Here is a 13,993-nt window from a genome sequence, read left to right on the forward strand (position 1 = left end):
AGAGTGACGCCATGGACGAGGGGCTCACCGCCGCACAGGCCGCGGCGCGGCTGGGCGTGAAGGTCGACACGCTCTACGCGTACGTCAGTCGCGGCCTGCTGCCGCGCACGGGCGACGACCGGCGCCGCAGCCGATTCGATCCGCTGGACGTCGAGGCGCTCGCGCGGCGCTCCGCCCGGCGACAGGGGGCGGCGCCGGAGGGGCGACCGCTGCCGATGATCGACACCGAGATCACGCTGGTGGACGACGCCGCCATCACCTACCGCGGCCGGGACGTGGTCGCGCTGTCGCAGGAGCGGCCGTTCGACGCCGTCGCGTGGTGGCTCTGGACCGGTGCCTGGGAGGCGCCCGCGCTACCCGAATGGCGTCAGCCCGCCCTGCAGTTCCCGCGAGGCGCGCGCCTGATCGACCGGCAGCGCGTCGCGCTCGCGCTCGCCGGAGCGGCCGACCCCATGCGCGGCGACCTGTCGCGCGAGGGCGTGGCGCGCGCGGGCCAGCGCGTGATCGCCGCGCTCGTGGGTGCGCTGCCGGGCGCGGCGCAGGACGGCGGCACCGCCGAGCGGCTGTGGCCCGCCCTCACCACGGCGCCCGCGACCCCGGCGCGGACCGCGCTGCTCGACGCCGTGCTGGTGCTGCTCGCCGACAGCGACCTCGCGGTGTCCACGGTGGCCGCGCGGGTGGCGGCGTCCGCGCGCGCGGCGCCGTACGCGGCGGTGTCGGCCGCCCTCGGCGCCCTCGACGGGCCGCTGCACGGCGCCGCCAGCACGCGCACCCACCGCATGGTGCGCCGCATCCTGCAGGGCGACCCCGTCGAGCTGATCGTGGACGAGACGCTGCGCACCGGGCCGGCGATCCCGGGCTTCGGACACGCGGCGTTCCGCGGCGAGGACCCGCGCGCGACCCGGCTGCTCGCCCTGCTCGACGAAGACCCGCAGGCACGCCCGGCGGCCGCCGCGGTGCGCGAGCTGGAGGCCGTCGTGACCGAGCGCACGGGGCGGTATCCGAACGTCGACCTGGCGCTCGGCGCGATGACGGCCGGCCACGGCATGGGGGCCGACGCCGGCGAGGCGGTGTTCGCGGTCGCGCGCGCGTCCGGCTGGATCGCGCACGCGCTCGAGGAGTACGACGCGCCCGCGCTGCGCTGGCGCCCCGCCGCCCGCTACGTCGGCAGCCGCGCCGACTGACGTCCGGCCCGTCCGCCCCGCCGCGGAGGGCTGCGGACGGGGTTTCCATCCGGACCCGGGAGAATGGGGGAATGGTCACTCTGCTCGGGCCCTCCGAGATCCGCTCGCTCGCCGCCTCCCTCGACGTCACGCCGACCAAGAAGCTCGGGCAGAACTTCGTCGTCGACGCGAACACGGTGCGCAAGATCGTGCAGGCCGCCCGCGTCGTGCCCGACGACCGCGTGGTCGAGATCGGCCCGGGGCTCGGCTCGCTGACCCTCGCGATCCTCGAGACCGGAGCCAGCGTGACGGCGGTCGAGATCGACCATCGTCTGGCGGCCCGGCTGCCCGAGACCGCCGCCGCGCACGGGGTGCCCGACGGCGCGCTGACGGTGATCGACGCCGACGCGCTGCGCGTCACCGAGCTGCCGGGAGACCCGGACGTGCTGGTCGCCAACCTGCCCTACAACGTGTCGGTGCCCGTGCTGCTGCACTTCATGGAGACGTTCCCCGGCCTCTCGCGCGGCGTCGTGATGGTGCAGGCCGAGGTGGGCGAGCGGCTCGCGGCCCCTCCGGGCAGCAAGGTCTACGGCGCGCCGAGCGCCAAGGCCGCGTGGTACGGGGCGTGGCGCCTCGCGGGGACGGTGTCCCGGCAGGTGTTCTGGCCCGTGCCGAACGTGGACAGCGTCCTCGTGGCGTTCGAGCGCGACGCCGAGCCGCGCGGCACGGAGGCCGAGCGAGCGCTGACCTTCGGCATCGTGGACGCCGCGTTCCAGCAGCGCCGCAAGATGCTGCGTCAGGCCCTCGCGGGCGTCCTGGGCGGCTCGTCGGCCCAGGCGTCGGAAGTGCTCGAGCGAGCCGGAGTGGCGCCGACGGCCCGCGGCGAGGAGCTCTCGATCGACGACTTCGCGAGGATCGCCCGAGCCCTCGCCTGACGTCCGGGATCCGCGTCCTGGCCCGGATCCCCTGCTCGCGTCACGGACCGCGCGGAGGGCACCCCGTCGCGTGGAGTGCCCTAGCCTGGGGACGTGAGCTTTGCGGCGGAGGTCCCCTCGGTGCGCGTCCGTGCCCCGGGGAAGATCAACGTCTACCTCGAGGTCGGAGCGTTGCAGCACGACGGGTATCACGAGCTGGCCACGGCGTTCCAGGCCGTCTCGCTCTTCGAGGACGTCGTCGCGACCCACGCCGACGGGTTCACGATGTCGGTCGGCGGCGCGGTCGACCTCGACGGCGTCCCCACCGACGACCGCAACCTCGCGCTCCGGGCGGCCCGTCTGCTGGCCGCCGAGACGGGGTACGAGGCCGGCGTGCACCTCGACGTGCACAAGCAGGTTCCGGTCGCCGGGGGCATGGGTGGCGGATCCGCCGACGCGGCGGCGGCGCTGGTCGCGTGCGACGCCCTCTGGGACACCCGGCTCACGGGCCCCGAGCTGCACCGGCTCGCCGCGCGGCTGGGCGCCGACGTGCCGTTCGCGCTGCGGGGCGGCACGGCGATCGGCACCGGGCGCGGCGACGTGCTGAACCCCGCACTGGCCCGAGGGCGCTTCGACTGGGTGCTGGTGACGAGCGTCGACGGCGTCTCCACGCCGAAGGTGTACGGCGAGCTCGACGCGCATCGAGAGCGCCACAAGGTCGACATCGGTCCGATCGCGACGCGGCCCTCCGTGGACGCCGAGGTGCTGCACGCGCTCCGGGCGGGCGACCCGGCGATGCTGGCGGCCGCGCTCCGCAACGACCTGCAGGTGGCGACCCTGCGCCTGCGTCCCGACCTCGCGGCCGTGCTCGAGCACGGCGAGGCCTCCGGTGCCCTGGCCGGCCTCGTCTCGGGCTCCGGACCCACCCTGGCGTTCCTCTGCGGATCGCCCGAGCACGCGCTCGAGCTGCGCACCGTCCTTGCCGCCGCGGGACACGACGCGCTGCACGTGCACGGCCCCGTGCCGGGCGCGCGCGTCGTCGGCTGAGCGCGGCGACCGCCCGCCGCGGCGCACCGGGCGCGCGGAGGCTCAGTTGGCCTCGGAGCGTCCGCGTCTCCAGTAGCCCATGAACGCGACGGAGCGGCGGTCGAAGCCGAGGTCGCGCACGAGGTGTCGACGAAGGCCCGTGATGACGCCGGCCTCGCCCGCGAGCCAGGCGTAGAGACCGCCGTCGGCCGCCGCGACAGGCACCTCCCAGAGGAGGGCGTCGGCGTCCGGATCGGGCAGGTCCGCGCCCGCCCCGCCCCGGTGATCCGCGCCCCAGGCGCGCACGGCCGTCTCGAGAGGCGCACCGTGGGGCGCGTCACCACGCGGCAGCCAGGTCACCTGCACGCCCGCCGGCGCGGCGACCGGCAGGCGGTCGTCCTCGTGCGGCACCTCGATGAACGCGTGTCCGGTCCGATCCGCCTCGAGCGACTCGAGGATGGAGCAGATCGCCGGCGCCGCCGTCTCGTCGCCCGCCAGCAGGACCGCGGAGGCGTCGCCCGGCTTCCACTCGATGCCGCCTCCCTGGCGGGCAGACCTGGCGTCCGGCCCGAGGACGACCAGCTCGTCTCCGGGACGTGCCGCAGACGCCCACGCGGAGGCCGGCCCGTCCGTGCCGTGCAGGACGAAGTCGACGTCGATCTCGTGCGCCTCGGGCCGGATGCCGCGCACCGTGTACGTGCGCATCGCCCCGCGCCGCTCACCGGGCAGGGCCCGCCACGCGGGGTACCACTCGGCGACCGGCAGGTCGAACAGCCCGATGTCCTCCGGCAGGGTGCCGTCTGCGGCCGGCAGCAGCAGCTTGATGCGCTGGTCGAGCCCGCCCGTCCCGAAATGGGCGAGCGACGGGTCGGTCAGGGTCACCCGGGTGAAGTGCGGCGACAGGACGCGCACGTCTTTCGCGCGGGTGCGGTAGACGCGGGTCGGCGGATACTCGGTCATGACAGCGGCTCCTCTTCTGCGGGTGCGGCGTTCGTCGGGGACCCGGACGGGTCGGCGGGCAGCACGCGGTGACGCCCGAGCGGCAGCATGAGCGGACGACCGGAGGTGGGGTCGACGACGATGCGGCTGTCGAGGCCGAACACCGCGCGCACGGTGTCGGCGGTGAGCACGTCGCCGGGGGCGCCCGCGCTGTGCACGCGCCCGCCCGCGATCGCCACGAGGTGGTCCGCGTAGCGGGCCGCCAGGTTGAGATCGTGCAGCACCATGACGATGGTCGTGCCCCGGTCGCGGTTGAGCTCGATCAGCAGGTCGAGCACCTCGATCTGGTGCGCCACGTCGAGGAAGGTGGTCGGCTCGTCGAGCAGCAGCACATCGGTCTGCTGGGCGAGCGCCATGGCGATCCAGACCCGCTGGCGCTGGCCGCCCGAGAGCTCGTCGACGGCGCGGTCGGCGAGGGCCAGCGTGGCGGTCACCTCCAGGGCCGCCGCGACCGCCTCGTCGTCCTGCCTCGTCCAGCGCGTCATCATGCCCTGGTGCGGGTTGCGACCGCGGCCCACCAGGTCGGACACCGTGATGCCCTCCGGCGCGATCGGCGACTGCGGCAGCAGGCCGAGCGTGCGGGCCAGCTCCTTGGCGGGCATCCGGTGCACCTGTCGGCCGTCCAGCAGCACCTGCCCGGCGCGCGGGGACAGCAGGCGCGACATCGACCGCAGCAGGGTCGACTTGCCGCAGGCGTTCGCGCCGACGATGGCCGTGATCCGCCCGGGCGGGACGGCGAGGTCGAGCGAGTCGATCACCGCGCGATCGCGGTAGCCGAGCGAGAGATCGCTCGCCTCGAGCGTGTGGTCGGCGGTCACAGGGAGCCTCCGGTGCGGTTGGTGCGGATGATGAGGAAGACGAGGAAGGGCGCGCCGAGCGCCCCGGTGATGACGCCCACGGGGTAGCGCGTGCCGAATGCGAACTGACCGACGAGGTCGGCGACGAGCACGAGCGTCGCGCCCACCAGGGCGGACGGCAGCAGCGGCGAGCCGTGGGGGCCCGCGAGGCGCGCGGCGATCGGGCCCGACAGGAACGCGACGAACGCGATCGGACCGGCCGCCGACGTCGCGAAGGCGATGAGCCCCACCGCGGCCACGATCAGCAGGATCCGCGTGAGCTCCGTGCGGACGCCGAGCGCGGACGCCGCGTCGTCGCCGAGGCGCAGCATCGACAGGCTGCGCGTCTGCGAGAGCAGCAGCGGCCCGAGCACGACCAGTGCGACGAGCACCGGGACGACGTCGCTCCACGAGGCCCCGTTGATGCTGCCGGTGATCCACCGCATCGCCTCCTGCAGCTCCCACTGCGGCGCCTTCTCGAGCACGAACGACGTCACGGCGTCGAGCATCGCGGCGATGCCGATGCCGATCAGCACGAGGCGGGTGCCCGCGACGCCGCGACGGAACGACAGCAGGTAGATCACGACGGCCACCGCGAGGCCCACCACGATCGCGAACACCGACACCTGCGCCCCGCCGAGGCCGAGCACGACGATCGCGAAGGCGGCCGCCGCGCTCGCGCCCGAGCTGATGCCGATGATGTCGGGCGAGGCGAGCGGGTTGCGCAGCATGGTCTGGAACGTCACGCCGCCGATGCCGAAGCACACGCCGGCCAGCACGGCCAGCACCGCGCGCGGCAGGCGGAGCCGCCCCACGGTGAAGGATGCGCCCGGCACATCCTGTCCCAGCACCACGCCCATCACCTCGGCGGGGGAGTAGAAGGTCTGGCCGACCATCAGCGTGGTGGCGAACGTGGCCGCGGCGACCAGCGCCAGCGCGGCGATGACCGCGCGCCGGCGACGGCCGCGGCGTGCGCGCGAGCCGGACACGAGCGCGACGCTCGAGGGAAGCGGGGCGCGCAGCGTGGCGGCCTCTGCGGCGGTCACAGCTCCCTCACCTTCTGGTGGCGCACGATCGCGATGAGGAACGGGGCGCCGACGATCGCGGTGATGATGCCGACGTCGATCTCGTCCGGTCGGGCGATGACGCGGCCCAGGACGTCGGACGCGGTGACGAGCACGGCGCCGGCGACGGCCGAGAAGGGCAGCAGCCACCGGTGGTCGACTCCGACGAGGAGGCGGCAGGCATGCGGCACGATGAGGCCGACGAAGGCGATGGGCCCGGCGACGGCGGTCGCGGCGCCGCACAGCAGCACGGCGCCGAGCGAGGCGAACGCCCGCGTCAGGAGGACCCGTTCTCCGAGCCCGGCGGCGAGGTCGTCGCCCAGCGCCAGCGAGTTGAGGGGGCGCGCGGCGAGCAGGCAGATGACCGTGCCCACGACGAGGAACGGCGCGACCTGCGCGATCGCGTCGAAGCTGGCGCCGCCCACGCCGCCGATCTGCCATGAGCGCACCCCGCCGGCGATGTCTCCGCGGGGCAGCACGACGGCGCTGATGAAGGAGGCGGCGGCCGCCGAGGTGGCGGCCCCCGCGAGCGCGAGCTTCAGCGGGGTCGCGCCGCCGCGTCCGAGCGAGCCGACCACGTAGACGAAGACCGCGGTGACGGCGGCGCCGGCGATCGCGCTCCAGATGAAGCCCGTGTAGGTCCACAGCCCGAACCAGGCGATGCCGGTCACGACCGCGAGGGACGCCCCCATGTTCACGCCCAGGATCCCGGGGTCCGCCAGCGGGTTGCGGGTCACGCCCTGCATGACGCCGCCCGCGAGCCCGAGAGCGACGCCGACGAGCAGCGCCAGGACGGTGCGGGAGATGCGCTTGGCGACCGCGGCCGGGCCCAGGCCGTCCACCGAGCCGCCGAGCGCGGCGACGATCTCGTCCCACGACACGTCCCGCGAGCCGATCGCGATGGACGCGGCGACGAGCAGCGCCAGCACCGCGAGCAGGGCGAGCAGCCAGGCCAGACGCACCCGCGTCGGGCGCCGCACGATGGCGACGCCCGACGCGGAGGGGGTTCCTGCGATCGTCACTTCTCGAGGCCGGCGGCCTCTGCCAGCAGCGCGACGTAGTCGTCCAGCACCCACGAGATCGCCAGCGGGGTGGGGTTCGCGGCGGTGCCGAGCGGGCCGGAGCCGTCGAGGAAGACGACCGCGTCGTTCGCGATCGCGGGCATCTGCGACAGCAGCGGGTCGGCCTCCAGGGTGTCCACGAGCTCCTGGTTGCCGTAGGTGACGATGAGCTCGACGTCGTCGAACTGGTCGACCTGCTCGGAGCTGATGCTGCCCGAGAACTCGCCCGCCTCCGACGCCTCGACGACGGCCGCGGGGGTCTCCAGCCCGAGGTCCTCGAAGAACGCCGCGCGGGTGTCGTTCGCGGTGTAGAAGTTCACGGTGCTGAGGTCGGTGGTGTCGACGTGGGTGACGAACATCGTGCTGGTGCCCGCGAGCCCCGGGTACTCCGCCACGGTGTCGGCGATCTCCGTCTCGAGCTCCTCGATGAGCGCGTCGCCCTCGGCCTCGAGCCCGAGACCGAGCGCGTTGTAGCGGATCACGTCGCGCCACGAGGTCGCCCACGGCCCCTCGGGGTAGGGGACGACCGGGGCGATCTCGGTCAGCGTGTCGTAGTCCTCCTGCGTGAGCCCCGAGTAGGCGGCGAGGATCACGTCGGGAGCGGTGTCGGCCACGGCCTCGAAGTCGATGCCGTCGGTCTCGTCGAACAGCACGGGCGTCTCCGCGTCGAGCTCCTCGAGCTTCTCCTCGACCCACGGCAGCAGGCCGTTGCCGTCGTCGTCGCCGAAGTTGGCGGCGGCCATGCCGACCGGGACGACGCCCAGCGCGAGCGGGACCTCGTGGTTCGCCCAGGCGACCGTGGCGACCCGCTCGGGCGCCTCCTCGATCGTGGTGGTGCCGAGCGCGTGCTCGATCACGACGGGGAACTCGCCCGTGCCCGCGGCGGGCGCGTCGGTCTCGGGCGCCTCCGCGGCGGGGGAGGAACTGCAGGCTGACAGCGCGACGGCGGCCGAAGCGGCGACCGCGAGCGCGAGAAGTCGGCGGGAACGCATGGGTGACTCACTCTCTGATGCACAGGGGGATCGGGAGCCCTCGCCGACCGGGACAGTGGCTTAGGTGAGGATTACCTAAGAGCGTATGGACGCCGCGACGGTGGCGCAATCGAGTGAAATGGACCCGTGCTGTAGCGATCCGGACGTCCCGCACGGCATCGCGCGGGCGAGGCCGTGCGACGCGCTCAGGGCGAGCGGACCTGCCCCGGCGTCAGCCCGGTCGTGCGGCGGAACGCCGCGCCGAACGCGCTCGCCGATCCGTACCCCACGCGTTCGGCGATCTCCTCGACGCTCATGCCGCCGGCGAGCAGCAGCGCCGCACGCTGCGCGCGGAAGGACGCCTGCCAGGCCCCGAAGCTCAGCCCGGTCTCCGCACGGAAGGCGCGCGTGATCGTCCGCTCGCTCACCGCGAGCTGCGCGCCCCAGTCGCGCAGGGTGCGCTGATCGCCGGGATCCGTCTCCAGGGCCGCCGCGATCGGCGCCAGCAGCGCGCTCGACGGCTGCTGCACCAGGAGCGTGTGCGGGGAGGGCGCGAGCAGATCGAGCGCGAGCTGCTCGGTGAGCTCCCGCGAGCGCGCCTCGAGGTCTCGCGAGGCCAGGCGCTCCAGCAGCAGCGTCAGCAGCGGCGTCATCTCCACCGCGACGGGATCGTCGGCCAGCGGAGACGTCGCGCGCACATCGAAGTGGGCCGTGCGGTACCACGTGCCGGCGGGCATGTGTCCGCCGTGCAGCACCCCCGCCGGCACCCACAGGCCCACCGTCCGGGTGATCGTCCAGGTGCGCGATCCGATGGTGGCGTTCGAGGCGCCCCGGGGATTCCACAGCAGCTCGTGGGTCGCGTGCGCGTGCGGCTCCCACGTGGTGTCCCGCTCGACGAGCTCGTCCATCCCGGTGATGACGAACGGCGCCGGCGTCTCTCCCGCAGCGAACACCGGCAGCGCCCTCCGGTCGGTCTCCGCCCGTCCCGTCGTCCGTCCTCGTGCCACGGATCCATTGTCGCCTCGGGTCGCGCCGGCGGGCGCCCGCGGTGCGGAGCCGGGGCTGTCGCCGGCGCCGGAGCGGGGCTACCCTCGCAGCATGCGCGCACTCTGGCGCGACCACGTGGTCGCGGAATCCCCGGACGACCGGATCGTCGTGATCGAGGGCAACCGATACTTCCCGCCCGACACCCTCGAGCGGTCGTTCTTCCACGCGAGCCCGACGCCCTACACCTGCCCGTGGAAGGGCGAGTGCCAGTACTGGACGCTCCGGGAGAGCCAGGGGGAGACGGCCGGCGAGGCCGTGGACGCCGCCTGGAGCTACCCCACGCCGTTCCACACGGCGATCGAACGGGTCGGCGCGGACTTCTCCGGATACGTCGCATTCGGCGGAGGAGTGACGATCCTGCCCTGACGGGCGGCCTTCGCGCAACCCCGACTTCGGCGTCGGCGACCCCCGGTAGAGTCCGGGGCGAGCATCCGGCGACGACAGGAGACACCGGTGGGCATCGAGTTCCGATCGGTCCGCAAGACCTACCGCGACGGCGCGGGCGAGACCGTCGCGGTCGACGACGTCGATCTCGTCGTGCCGTCCCGCCGCACGGTCGTCCTCCTCGGATCGTCGGGATCGGGCAAGACGACGCTGCTGCGCATGGTCAACCGGATGGTCGATCCCACCTCCGGCGTCGTCCTGATCGACGACGAGGACGTGCGTCAGAAGAACCCCGTCGCCCTCCGGCGGGGGATCGGCTACGTCATGCAGCAGGCGGGCCTTCTCCCGCACGTGCGCGTGATCGACAACATCGCCACGGTCCCCGTCCTGAGCGGCGCGCCCCGGGGAGAGGCCCGGGAGCGCGCGCGTGAGCTGATGGAGACCGTCGGCCTCGACCCGCGGCTGGCCGGCCGGTACCCGTCGCAGCTCTCGGGCGGCCAGCAGCAGCGCGTGGGCGTCGCACGCGCGCTCGCCGCCGACCCGAACATCCTGCTGATGGACGAGCCGTTCGGCGCGGTCGACCCGATCGTGCGCCGCGAGCTGCAGCAGGAGCTGCTGCGCCTCCAGCAGGAGCTCGGAAAGACGATCCTGTTCGTGACCCACGACGTCGACGAGGCCTTCCTGCTCGGCGACGAGGTCGTGATCCTCGCCGCCGGCGGCCGCATCGTGCAGCAGGGGGCGCCGGAGCAGATCCTCTCCGCGCCGGCCGACGACTTCGTCGCGGACTTCGTGGGGGTCGCCGACGGCCGACGCGATCTGACCCTGCGCACGACGAGCGGCGGCACCGTGGTGGTCGACGCCGCCGGCCGCGTGCAGGGAGTGCTGCGGGCGGAAGGCGCCGGCGGATGAGCTGGGTTCTCGACAACCTGGCTCTGATCGGGACGCTCACCCTGGAGCACCTGAGGCAGAGCCTGCTGCCGATCGCCTGGGGCCTGCTGCTGTCCCTGCCCCTGGGGTGGATCGCGCACAGGTGGCGCGTGATCCGCGGGCCGGTGGTCGTGGTGACCGGGCTGCTGTACACGCTGCCGTCGCTCGCGCTGCTGCCCCTTCTTCCCGTCGTGTTCGGCATCAGCGCGCTCAGCGAGCTGAACCTCGTGCTGGCGTTGACGATCTACGCGATCGCGATCCTCGTGCGGTCCGTCGCCGACGGGTTCGACTCCGTCGACGACGATGTCCGACGCGCCGCCGTGGCGATGGGCTACGGGCCGGTGCGCCGTTTCTGGGGCGTCGACCTGCCCCTGGCCGGGCCGGTCATCCTGTCCGGCCTGCGCGTGGCCGCCGTGAGCACGATCGCCCTGGCGACGGTGGGCATCCTCATCGGCGTGACCAACCTCGGCTACCTCTTCACCAACGGGTTCCAGCGCCGCATCGTCGCCGAGATCCTCGCGGGCGTCGTGGCGGTGGCGCTCGTCGCCCTGGTCGTCGACCTGCTGCTGGTGCTGGCGGGCCGGATGCTGCTGCCGTGGGCGCGCGTGCAGGCATCGGCCGCGAAGGGACGGACCGCATGAACCTGCTGCTGGACGCGTTGGCGTGGCTGTTCTCGCCCGATCGGCTCGAGGGCTCCAACCCGCTTCCGCACGCGATGCTGGTCCACCTGGGCTACACCTTCGCGGCCGTCGCGATCGCGGCGCTCATCGCGATCCCGGCGGGCTGGGTGATCGGGCACACCGGCCGCGGCCGGGAGATCGCCGTCGGCATCTCCGGCGCCGCCCGCGCCATCCCCTCGTTCGGCCTCATCCTGCTGCTGGTGCTGCTGCTCGGCGTGACCCGCCGCGCCGAGGCCGCGCTCATCGCGTTCGTGCTGCTCGCGATCCCGCCGATCCTCGCCGGCGCGTATGCCGGCCTGGAGGCGATCGACCGCCGCCTCGTCGACGCCGGGCGCGCGCAGGGGATGACCGAATGGCAGATCCTGTGGCGCATCGAGGCGCCGCTCGGTCTGTCGCTGCTCGTCGCGGGACTGCGCTCGGCCGTTCTGCAGGTGGTGGCGACCGTGACGCTCGCCGCCTACGTGAACCTCGGCGGCCTCGGCTACGACATCATCCAGGGGCTGCAGCTGCGGCGCTTCGAGCAGCTGGCCGGCGGCGCGATCGCCGTGGCGATCCTCGCCCTCGTGCTCGACGGCGTGTTCGCCGTGCTCCAGAGAGCGGCGGTTCCCGCACATCTGCGTGCCGCCAAGCGCGCGCCCAAGCGGCGCCCTCACAGTGTCCCTGCCGCGGCGTAGTGTCGTGCGCAGCTTCGAACCATCCAGGAAGGCGGACAACATGATCACCTCGCACAACCTCGGCAGGAAGAGGGCGGCGCTCGCCGGCGCGATCGGGGTGGGCCTCGTCGCCGCCCTGGCGGGATGCGCCTCGAGCGACCCGCTCGCGGAGCCCACCGACGACGCCTCGGCGGAGACGGAGGGCGGCGCCGTCGTCGTCGGCTCGCAGGCCTATCCCTCCAACGAGGTCATCGCCGAGATCTACGCCCAGGCGCTCGAGGGCGCGGGCTTCGAGGTCGAGCGCCAGTTCAACATCGGCCAGCGCGACGCGTACCTGCCGTCGCTCGAGAACGGCGAGATCGACCTGTTCCCCGAGTACTCGGGCAACCTGCTGCAGTTCTACGACGAGGACACCGAGGCGCGCACGCCCGACGACGTGTACGCCGGGCTGACCGAGGCGCTCCCCGAGGGGCTGGTGGCGCTCGAGCAGTCCACCGCCACCGACCAGGACTCGTACACCGTGACCGCCGACTTCGCCGAGGAGAACGGGCTCGTGACGATCGCCGACCTCGCCGGCGTCGACGGCACCCTGACGCTCGGCGGCCCGGCCGAGCTCGAGGAGCGGCCGTACGGCCCCCAGGGCGCCAAGGAGATCTACGGCGTCGACCTCGACTTCTCGGCCACGGGCGACACCACGGTGGAGGACCTGCTCGCCGGCACGATCGACGTGGCGAACGTCTACACGTCCGACCCGCGCATCGAGACGCAGGACCTCGTGCCGCTGGAGGACCCCGACGGGCTGTTCCTCGCCTCGAACGTCGTGCCCATCGCGTCGAGCGACGTCGCCGACGAGCTCGCGGCGGTCATCGACCCCGTGAGCGAAGCGCTGACGCCCGAGGGACTGGTGGCGCTGAACGTGCAGAACACGGACGAGCAGCGCTCGGCCGCCGAGGTCGCCGAGGAGTGGCTCGCTGACAACGGCCTGAACTGAGAGGGCCGTGCCTGACGCCCATAGACCCGTCCGGCATAATGGTCGCGATTGCATGTGAACGTACACATGCTGCGTCGCGCAGACGATCGCGACGCTCGCACTCGCACGGAGCTGGTGGGCGGATTCTTGGAGAACGCGACGGAGCGCACGTCCGGTCGCCGCGTGGTGCCCAGCATCCGCGACGTCGCGCGGCTCGCCGGCGTCTCGCACCAGACCGTGTCGCGTGTGCTCAACGACCATCCGAGCATCCGCCCTGAGACCAAGCAGCGCGTCCTCGACGCGATCTCCGCGCTCGACTACCGCCCCAACCTGGCGGCGCGAGCGCTGGTCACGAGCAGGTCGAACGTCATCGGCGTCATGTCGGCGACGATCGGCGAGTTCGGCCCCGCCTCCTCGATCGCCGCGATCGAGGAGGCGGCGCGGGACGCGGGCTACGCGGTCACGACGGTGAACCTGCCGGCCACGACCCCGGAGGCGATCGGCGCCGCCGTGCGGCAGCTCGTGCGCGAGCAGATCGCGGGGATCGTGGTGCTCGCGCCCCAGGTGCGGGTCTTCCACGTGCTGCGGGGGATGGCGATCGACGTGCCGTTCGTCAGCCTGCAGACGGCCTCGGGGGCGACGGGGGAGACGCTCGCCGCCGATCAGGTGGAGGGCGCGCGCCGGGCGACGGCCCACCTGATCGGGCTCGGACACCGCGACATCGTCCACCTGGCCGGCCCGCAGGACTGGATCGAGGCAGAGTCGCGCATGCGCGGCTATCTCGACGCTCTGCGCGAGGCCGACCTGGCGACGATCGCACCCATCCGCGGTGACTGGACGGCCGACTTCGGCCACTTCGCCGGGCTCGAGCTCGCCCGGCGCGGCGACTTCACCGCGGTGTTCGCCGCGAACGACCTGATGGCGATCGGGCTCATGCACGGCTTCCGCGACGCCGGCGTCGACGTCCCGGGGCAGGTGAGCGTGGTCGGCTTCGACGACGTCCCCGTCGCGCAGCACGTGTGGCCGCCGCTGACGACGGTGCACCAGGACTTCCCCGAGCTGGGGCGGCGCGCCGTCGCGATCCTCCTGGCGGGGATCCGCGGTGAGGAGGCGCCGCGCTTCGGCGCGCTCGAGCCACGCCTGCTGACGCGCGTCTCGAGCGCCGCGCCGCACCGCGCCTGACGCGCGTCGCCCCGCTGCGTCCTCCTTCTGCGACGCAGGTCGCCCTCGCTTGACAGCGACGCCCGAGCGATGCACGATGTACAGCGATGTGAACGGTCACAAACCTCGATGGACGA

At 73.6% G+C, this 13,993-nt stretch carries 15 protein-coding genes; 9 read left to right on the forward strand and 6 right to left on the reverse strand.

The features are described 5' to 3' along the window. Positions 1 to 11: 11 nt before the first annotated feature. From K5S26_RS02185 to K5S26_RS02195, 3 genes are all read left to right on the forward strand, one after another. Complete coding sequence (locus K5S26_RS02185) at positions 12 to 1,184, forward strand: citrate synthase (protein WP_221855545.1); 1,173 nt, start codon at positions 12 to 14, stop codon at positions 1,182 to 1,184. Positions 1,185 to 1,255: 71 nt separating this feature from the next. Further along, positions 1,256 to 2,098 carry a 16S rRNA (adenine(1518)-N(6)/adenine(1519)-N(6))-dimethyltransferase RsmA gene (gene rsmA / locus K5S26_RS02190; RefSeq protein ID WP_221855547.1) on the forward strand — a complete coding sequence of 281 codons (843 nt, stop codon included), beginning with the start codon at positions 1,256 to 1,258 and terminating at the stop codon, positions 2,096 to 2,098. Between the two features lie 93 nt (positions 2,099 to 2,191). Further along, positions 2,192 to 3,124 carry a 4-(cytidine 5'-diphospho)-2-C-methyl-D-erythritol kinase gene (locus K5S26_RS02195; protein WP_221855549.1) on the forward strand — a complete coding sequence of 311 codons (933 nt, stop codon included), beginning with the start codon at positions 2,192 to 2,194 and terminating at the stop codon, positions 3,122 to 3,124. A 42-nt stretch (positions 3,125 to 3,166) separates the two neighbouring features. On the opposite strand, the gene K5S26_RS02200 is transcribed toward K5S26_RS02195, so the two are convergent. The 6 genes from K5S26_RS02200 to K5S26_RS02225 all read right to left on the reverse strand — a co-directional run bounded on the left by K5S26_RS02200 (position 3,167) and on the right by K5S26_RS02225 (position 9,041). Further along, positions 3,167 to 4,063, reverse strand: coding sequence for a siderophore-interacting protein (locus K5S26_RS02200; protein ID WP_221855551.1), 897 nt, complete (start codon positions 4,061 to 4,063; stop codon positions 3,167 to 3,169). After that, a complete protein-coding gene (locus K5S26_RS02205) occupies positions 4,060 to 4,920 on the reverse strand; it encodes an ABC transporter ATP-binding protein (RefSeq protein ID WP_221855553.1) in 861 nt (286 codons plus the stop codon). The genes K5S26_RS02200 and K5S26_RS02205 overlap by 4 nt, the downstream gene beginning before the upstream one ends. Continuing rightward, positions 4,917 to 5,984, reverse strand: a complete 1,068-nt coding sequence (locus tag K5S26_RS02210; RefSeq protein ID WP_221855555.1) for a FecCD family ABC transporter permease — start codon at positions 5,982 to 5,984, stop codon at positions 4,917 to 4,919. Before K5S26_RS02210 ends, K5S26_RS02205 begins: the two co-directional genes overlap by 4 nt. Continuing rightward, the gene (locus K5S26_RS02215; protein ID WP_221855557.1) at positions 5,981 to 7,024 is read right to left on the reverse strand and encodes a FecCD family ABC transporter permease; all 1,044 of its coding nucleotides are present in this window, start codon (positions 7,022 to 7,024) and stop codon (positions 5,981 to 5,983) included. Before K5S26_RS02215 ends, K5S26_RS02210 begins: the two co-directional genes overlap by 4 nt. Next, positions 7,021 to 8,055, reverse strand: a complete 1,035-nt coding sequence (locus K5S26_RS02220; RefSeq protein ID WP_221855559.1) for an iron-siderophore ABC transporter substrate-binding protein — start codon at positions 8,053 to 8,055, stop codon at positions 7,021 to 7,023. The genes K5S26_RS02215 and K5S26_RS02220 overlap by 4 nt, the downstream gene beginning before the upstream one ends. Before the next feature lie 185 nt (positions 8,056 to 8,240). Further along, entirely contained in the window at positions 8,241 to 9,041 is an 801-nt protein-coding gene (locus K5S26_RS02225; protein WP_308122719.1) for a helix-turn-helix transcriptional regulator, read from the reverse strand. Positions 9,042 to 9,132: 91 nt separating this feature from the next. Between K5S26_RS02225 and K5S26_RS02230 the strand changes: the two genes are divergently transcribed. The 6 genes from K5S26_RS02230 to K5S26_RS02255 all read left to right on the forward strand — a co-directional run bounded on the left by K5S26_RS02230 (position 9,133) and on the right by K5S26_RS02255 (position 13,877). Beyond that, a complete protein-coding gene (locus tag K5S26_RS02230; protein WP_221855561.1) occupies positions 9,133 to 9,447 on the forward strand; it encodes a DUF427 domain-containing protein in 315 nt (104 codons plus the stop codon). 87 nt (positions 9,448 to 9,534) lie between these two features. Continuing rightward, positions 9,535 to 10,374, forward strand: coding sequence for an ATP-binding cassette domain-containing protein (locus tag K5S26_RS02235; protein WP_221855563.1), 840 nt, complete (start codon positions 9,535 to 9,537; stop codon positions 10,372 to 10,374). Beyond that, positions 10,371 to 11,033: an ABC transporter permease gene (locus K5S26_RS02240; protein WP_221855565.1), complete on the forward strand. Its 663-nt coding sequence runs from the start codon at positions 10,371 to 10,373 to the stop codon at positions 11,031 to 11,033. Before K5S26_RS02235 ends, K5S26_RS02240 begins: the two co-directional genes overlap by 4 nt. Further along, positions 11,030 to 11,746 (forward strand): ABC transporter permease, encoded by a 717-nt coding sequence (locus tag K5S26_RS02245; protein ID WP_221856012.1) that lies wholly within the window; start codon positions 11,030 to 11,032, stop codon positions 11,744 to 11,746. The genes K5S26_RS02240 and K5S26_RS02245 overlap by 4 nt, the downstream gene beginning before the upstream one ends. 40 nt (positions 11,747 to 11,786) lie before the next feature. Beyond that, complete coding sequence (locus K5S26_RS02250) at positions 11,787 to 12,716, forward strand: ABC transporter substrate-binding protein (RefSeq protein WP_221855567.1); 930 nt, start codon at positions 11,787 to 11,789, stop codon at positions 12,714 to 12,716. Between the two features lie 66 nt (positions 12,717 to 12,782). After that, complete coding sequence (locus tag K5S26_RS02255) at positions 12,783 to 13,877, forward strand: LacI family DNA-binding transcriptional regulator (RefSeq protein ID WP_221855569.1); 1,095 nt, start codon at positions 12,783 to 12,785, stop codon at positions 13,875 to 13,877. Positions 13,878 to 13,993: the final 116 nt, after the last annotated feature.

Origin of the sequence: Microbacterium marinilacus (assembly GCF_019753765.1) — a bacterium.
In the GTDB taxonomy this organism is placed as follows: domain Bacteria; phylum Actinomycetota; class Actinomycetes; order Actinomycetales; family Microbacteriaceae; genus Microbacterium; species Microbacterium marinilacus.

Excerpts from the sequence above, each read along its gene's own strand:
- K5S26_RS02185 (WP_221855545.1), top strand. The coding sequence starts at position 12 with ATGGACGAGGGGCTCACCGCCGCACAGGCCGCGGCGCGGCTGGGCGTG.
- rsmA (WP_221855547.1), top strand. The coding sequence starts at position 1,256 with ATGGTCACTCTGCTCGGGCCCTCCGAGATCCGCTCGCTCGCCGCCTCC.
- K5S26_RS02200 (WP_221855551.1), bottom strand. The coding sequence starts at position 4,063 with ATGACCGAGTATCCGCCGACCCGCGTCTACCGCACCCGCGCGAAAGAC.
- K5S26_RS02220 (WP_221855559.1), bottom strand. The coding sequence starts at position 8,055 with ATGCGTTCCCGCCGACTTCTCGCGCTCGCGGTCGCCGCTTCGGCCGCC.
- K5S26_RS02230 (WP_221855561.1), top strand. The coding sequence starts at position 9,133 with ATGCGCGCACTCTGGCGCGACCACGTGGTCGCGGAATCCCCGGACGAC.
- K5S26_RS02240 (WP_221855565.1), top strand. The coding sequence starts at position 10,371 with ATGAGCTGGGTTCTCGACAACCTGGCTCTGATCGGGACGCTCACCCTG.
- K5S26_RS02245 (WP_221856012.1), top strand. The coding sequence starts at position 11,030 with ATGAACCTGCTGCTGGACGCGTTGGCGTGGCTGTTCTCGCCCGATCGG.
- K5S26_RS02250 (WP_221855567.1), top strand. The coding sequence starts at position 11,787 with ATGATCACCTCGCACAACCTCGGCAGGAAGAGGGCGGCGCTCGCCGGC.
- K5S26_RS02255 (WP_221855569.1), top strand. The coding sequence starts at position 12,783 with ATGCTGCGTCGCGCAGACGATCGCGACGCTCGCACTCGCACGGAGCTG.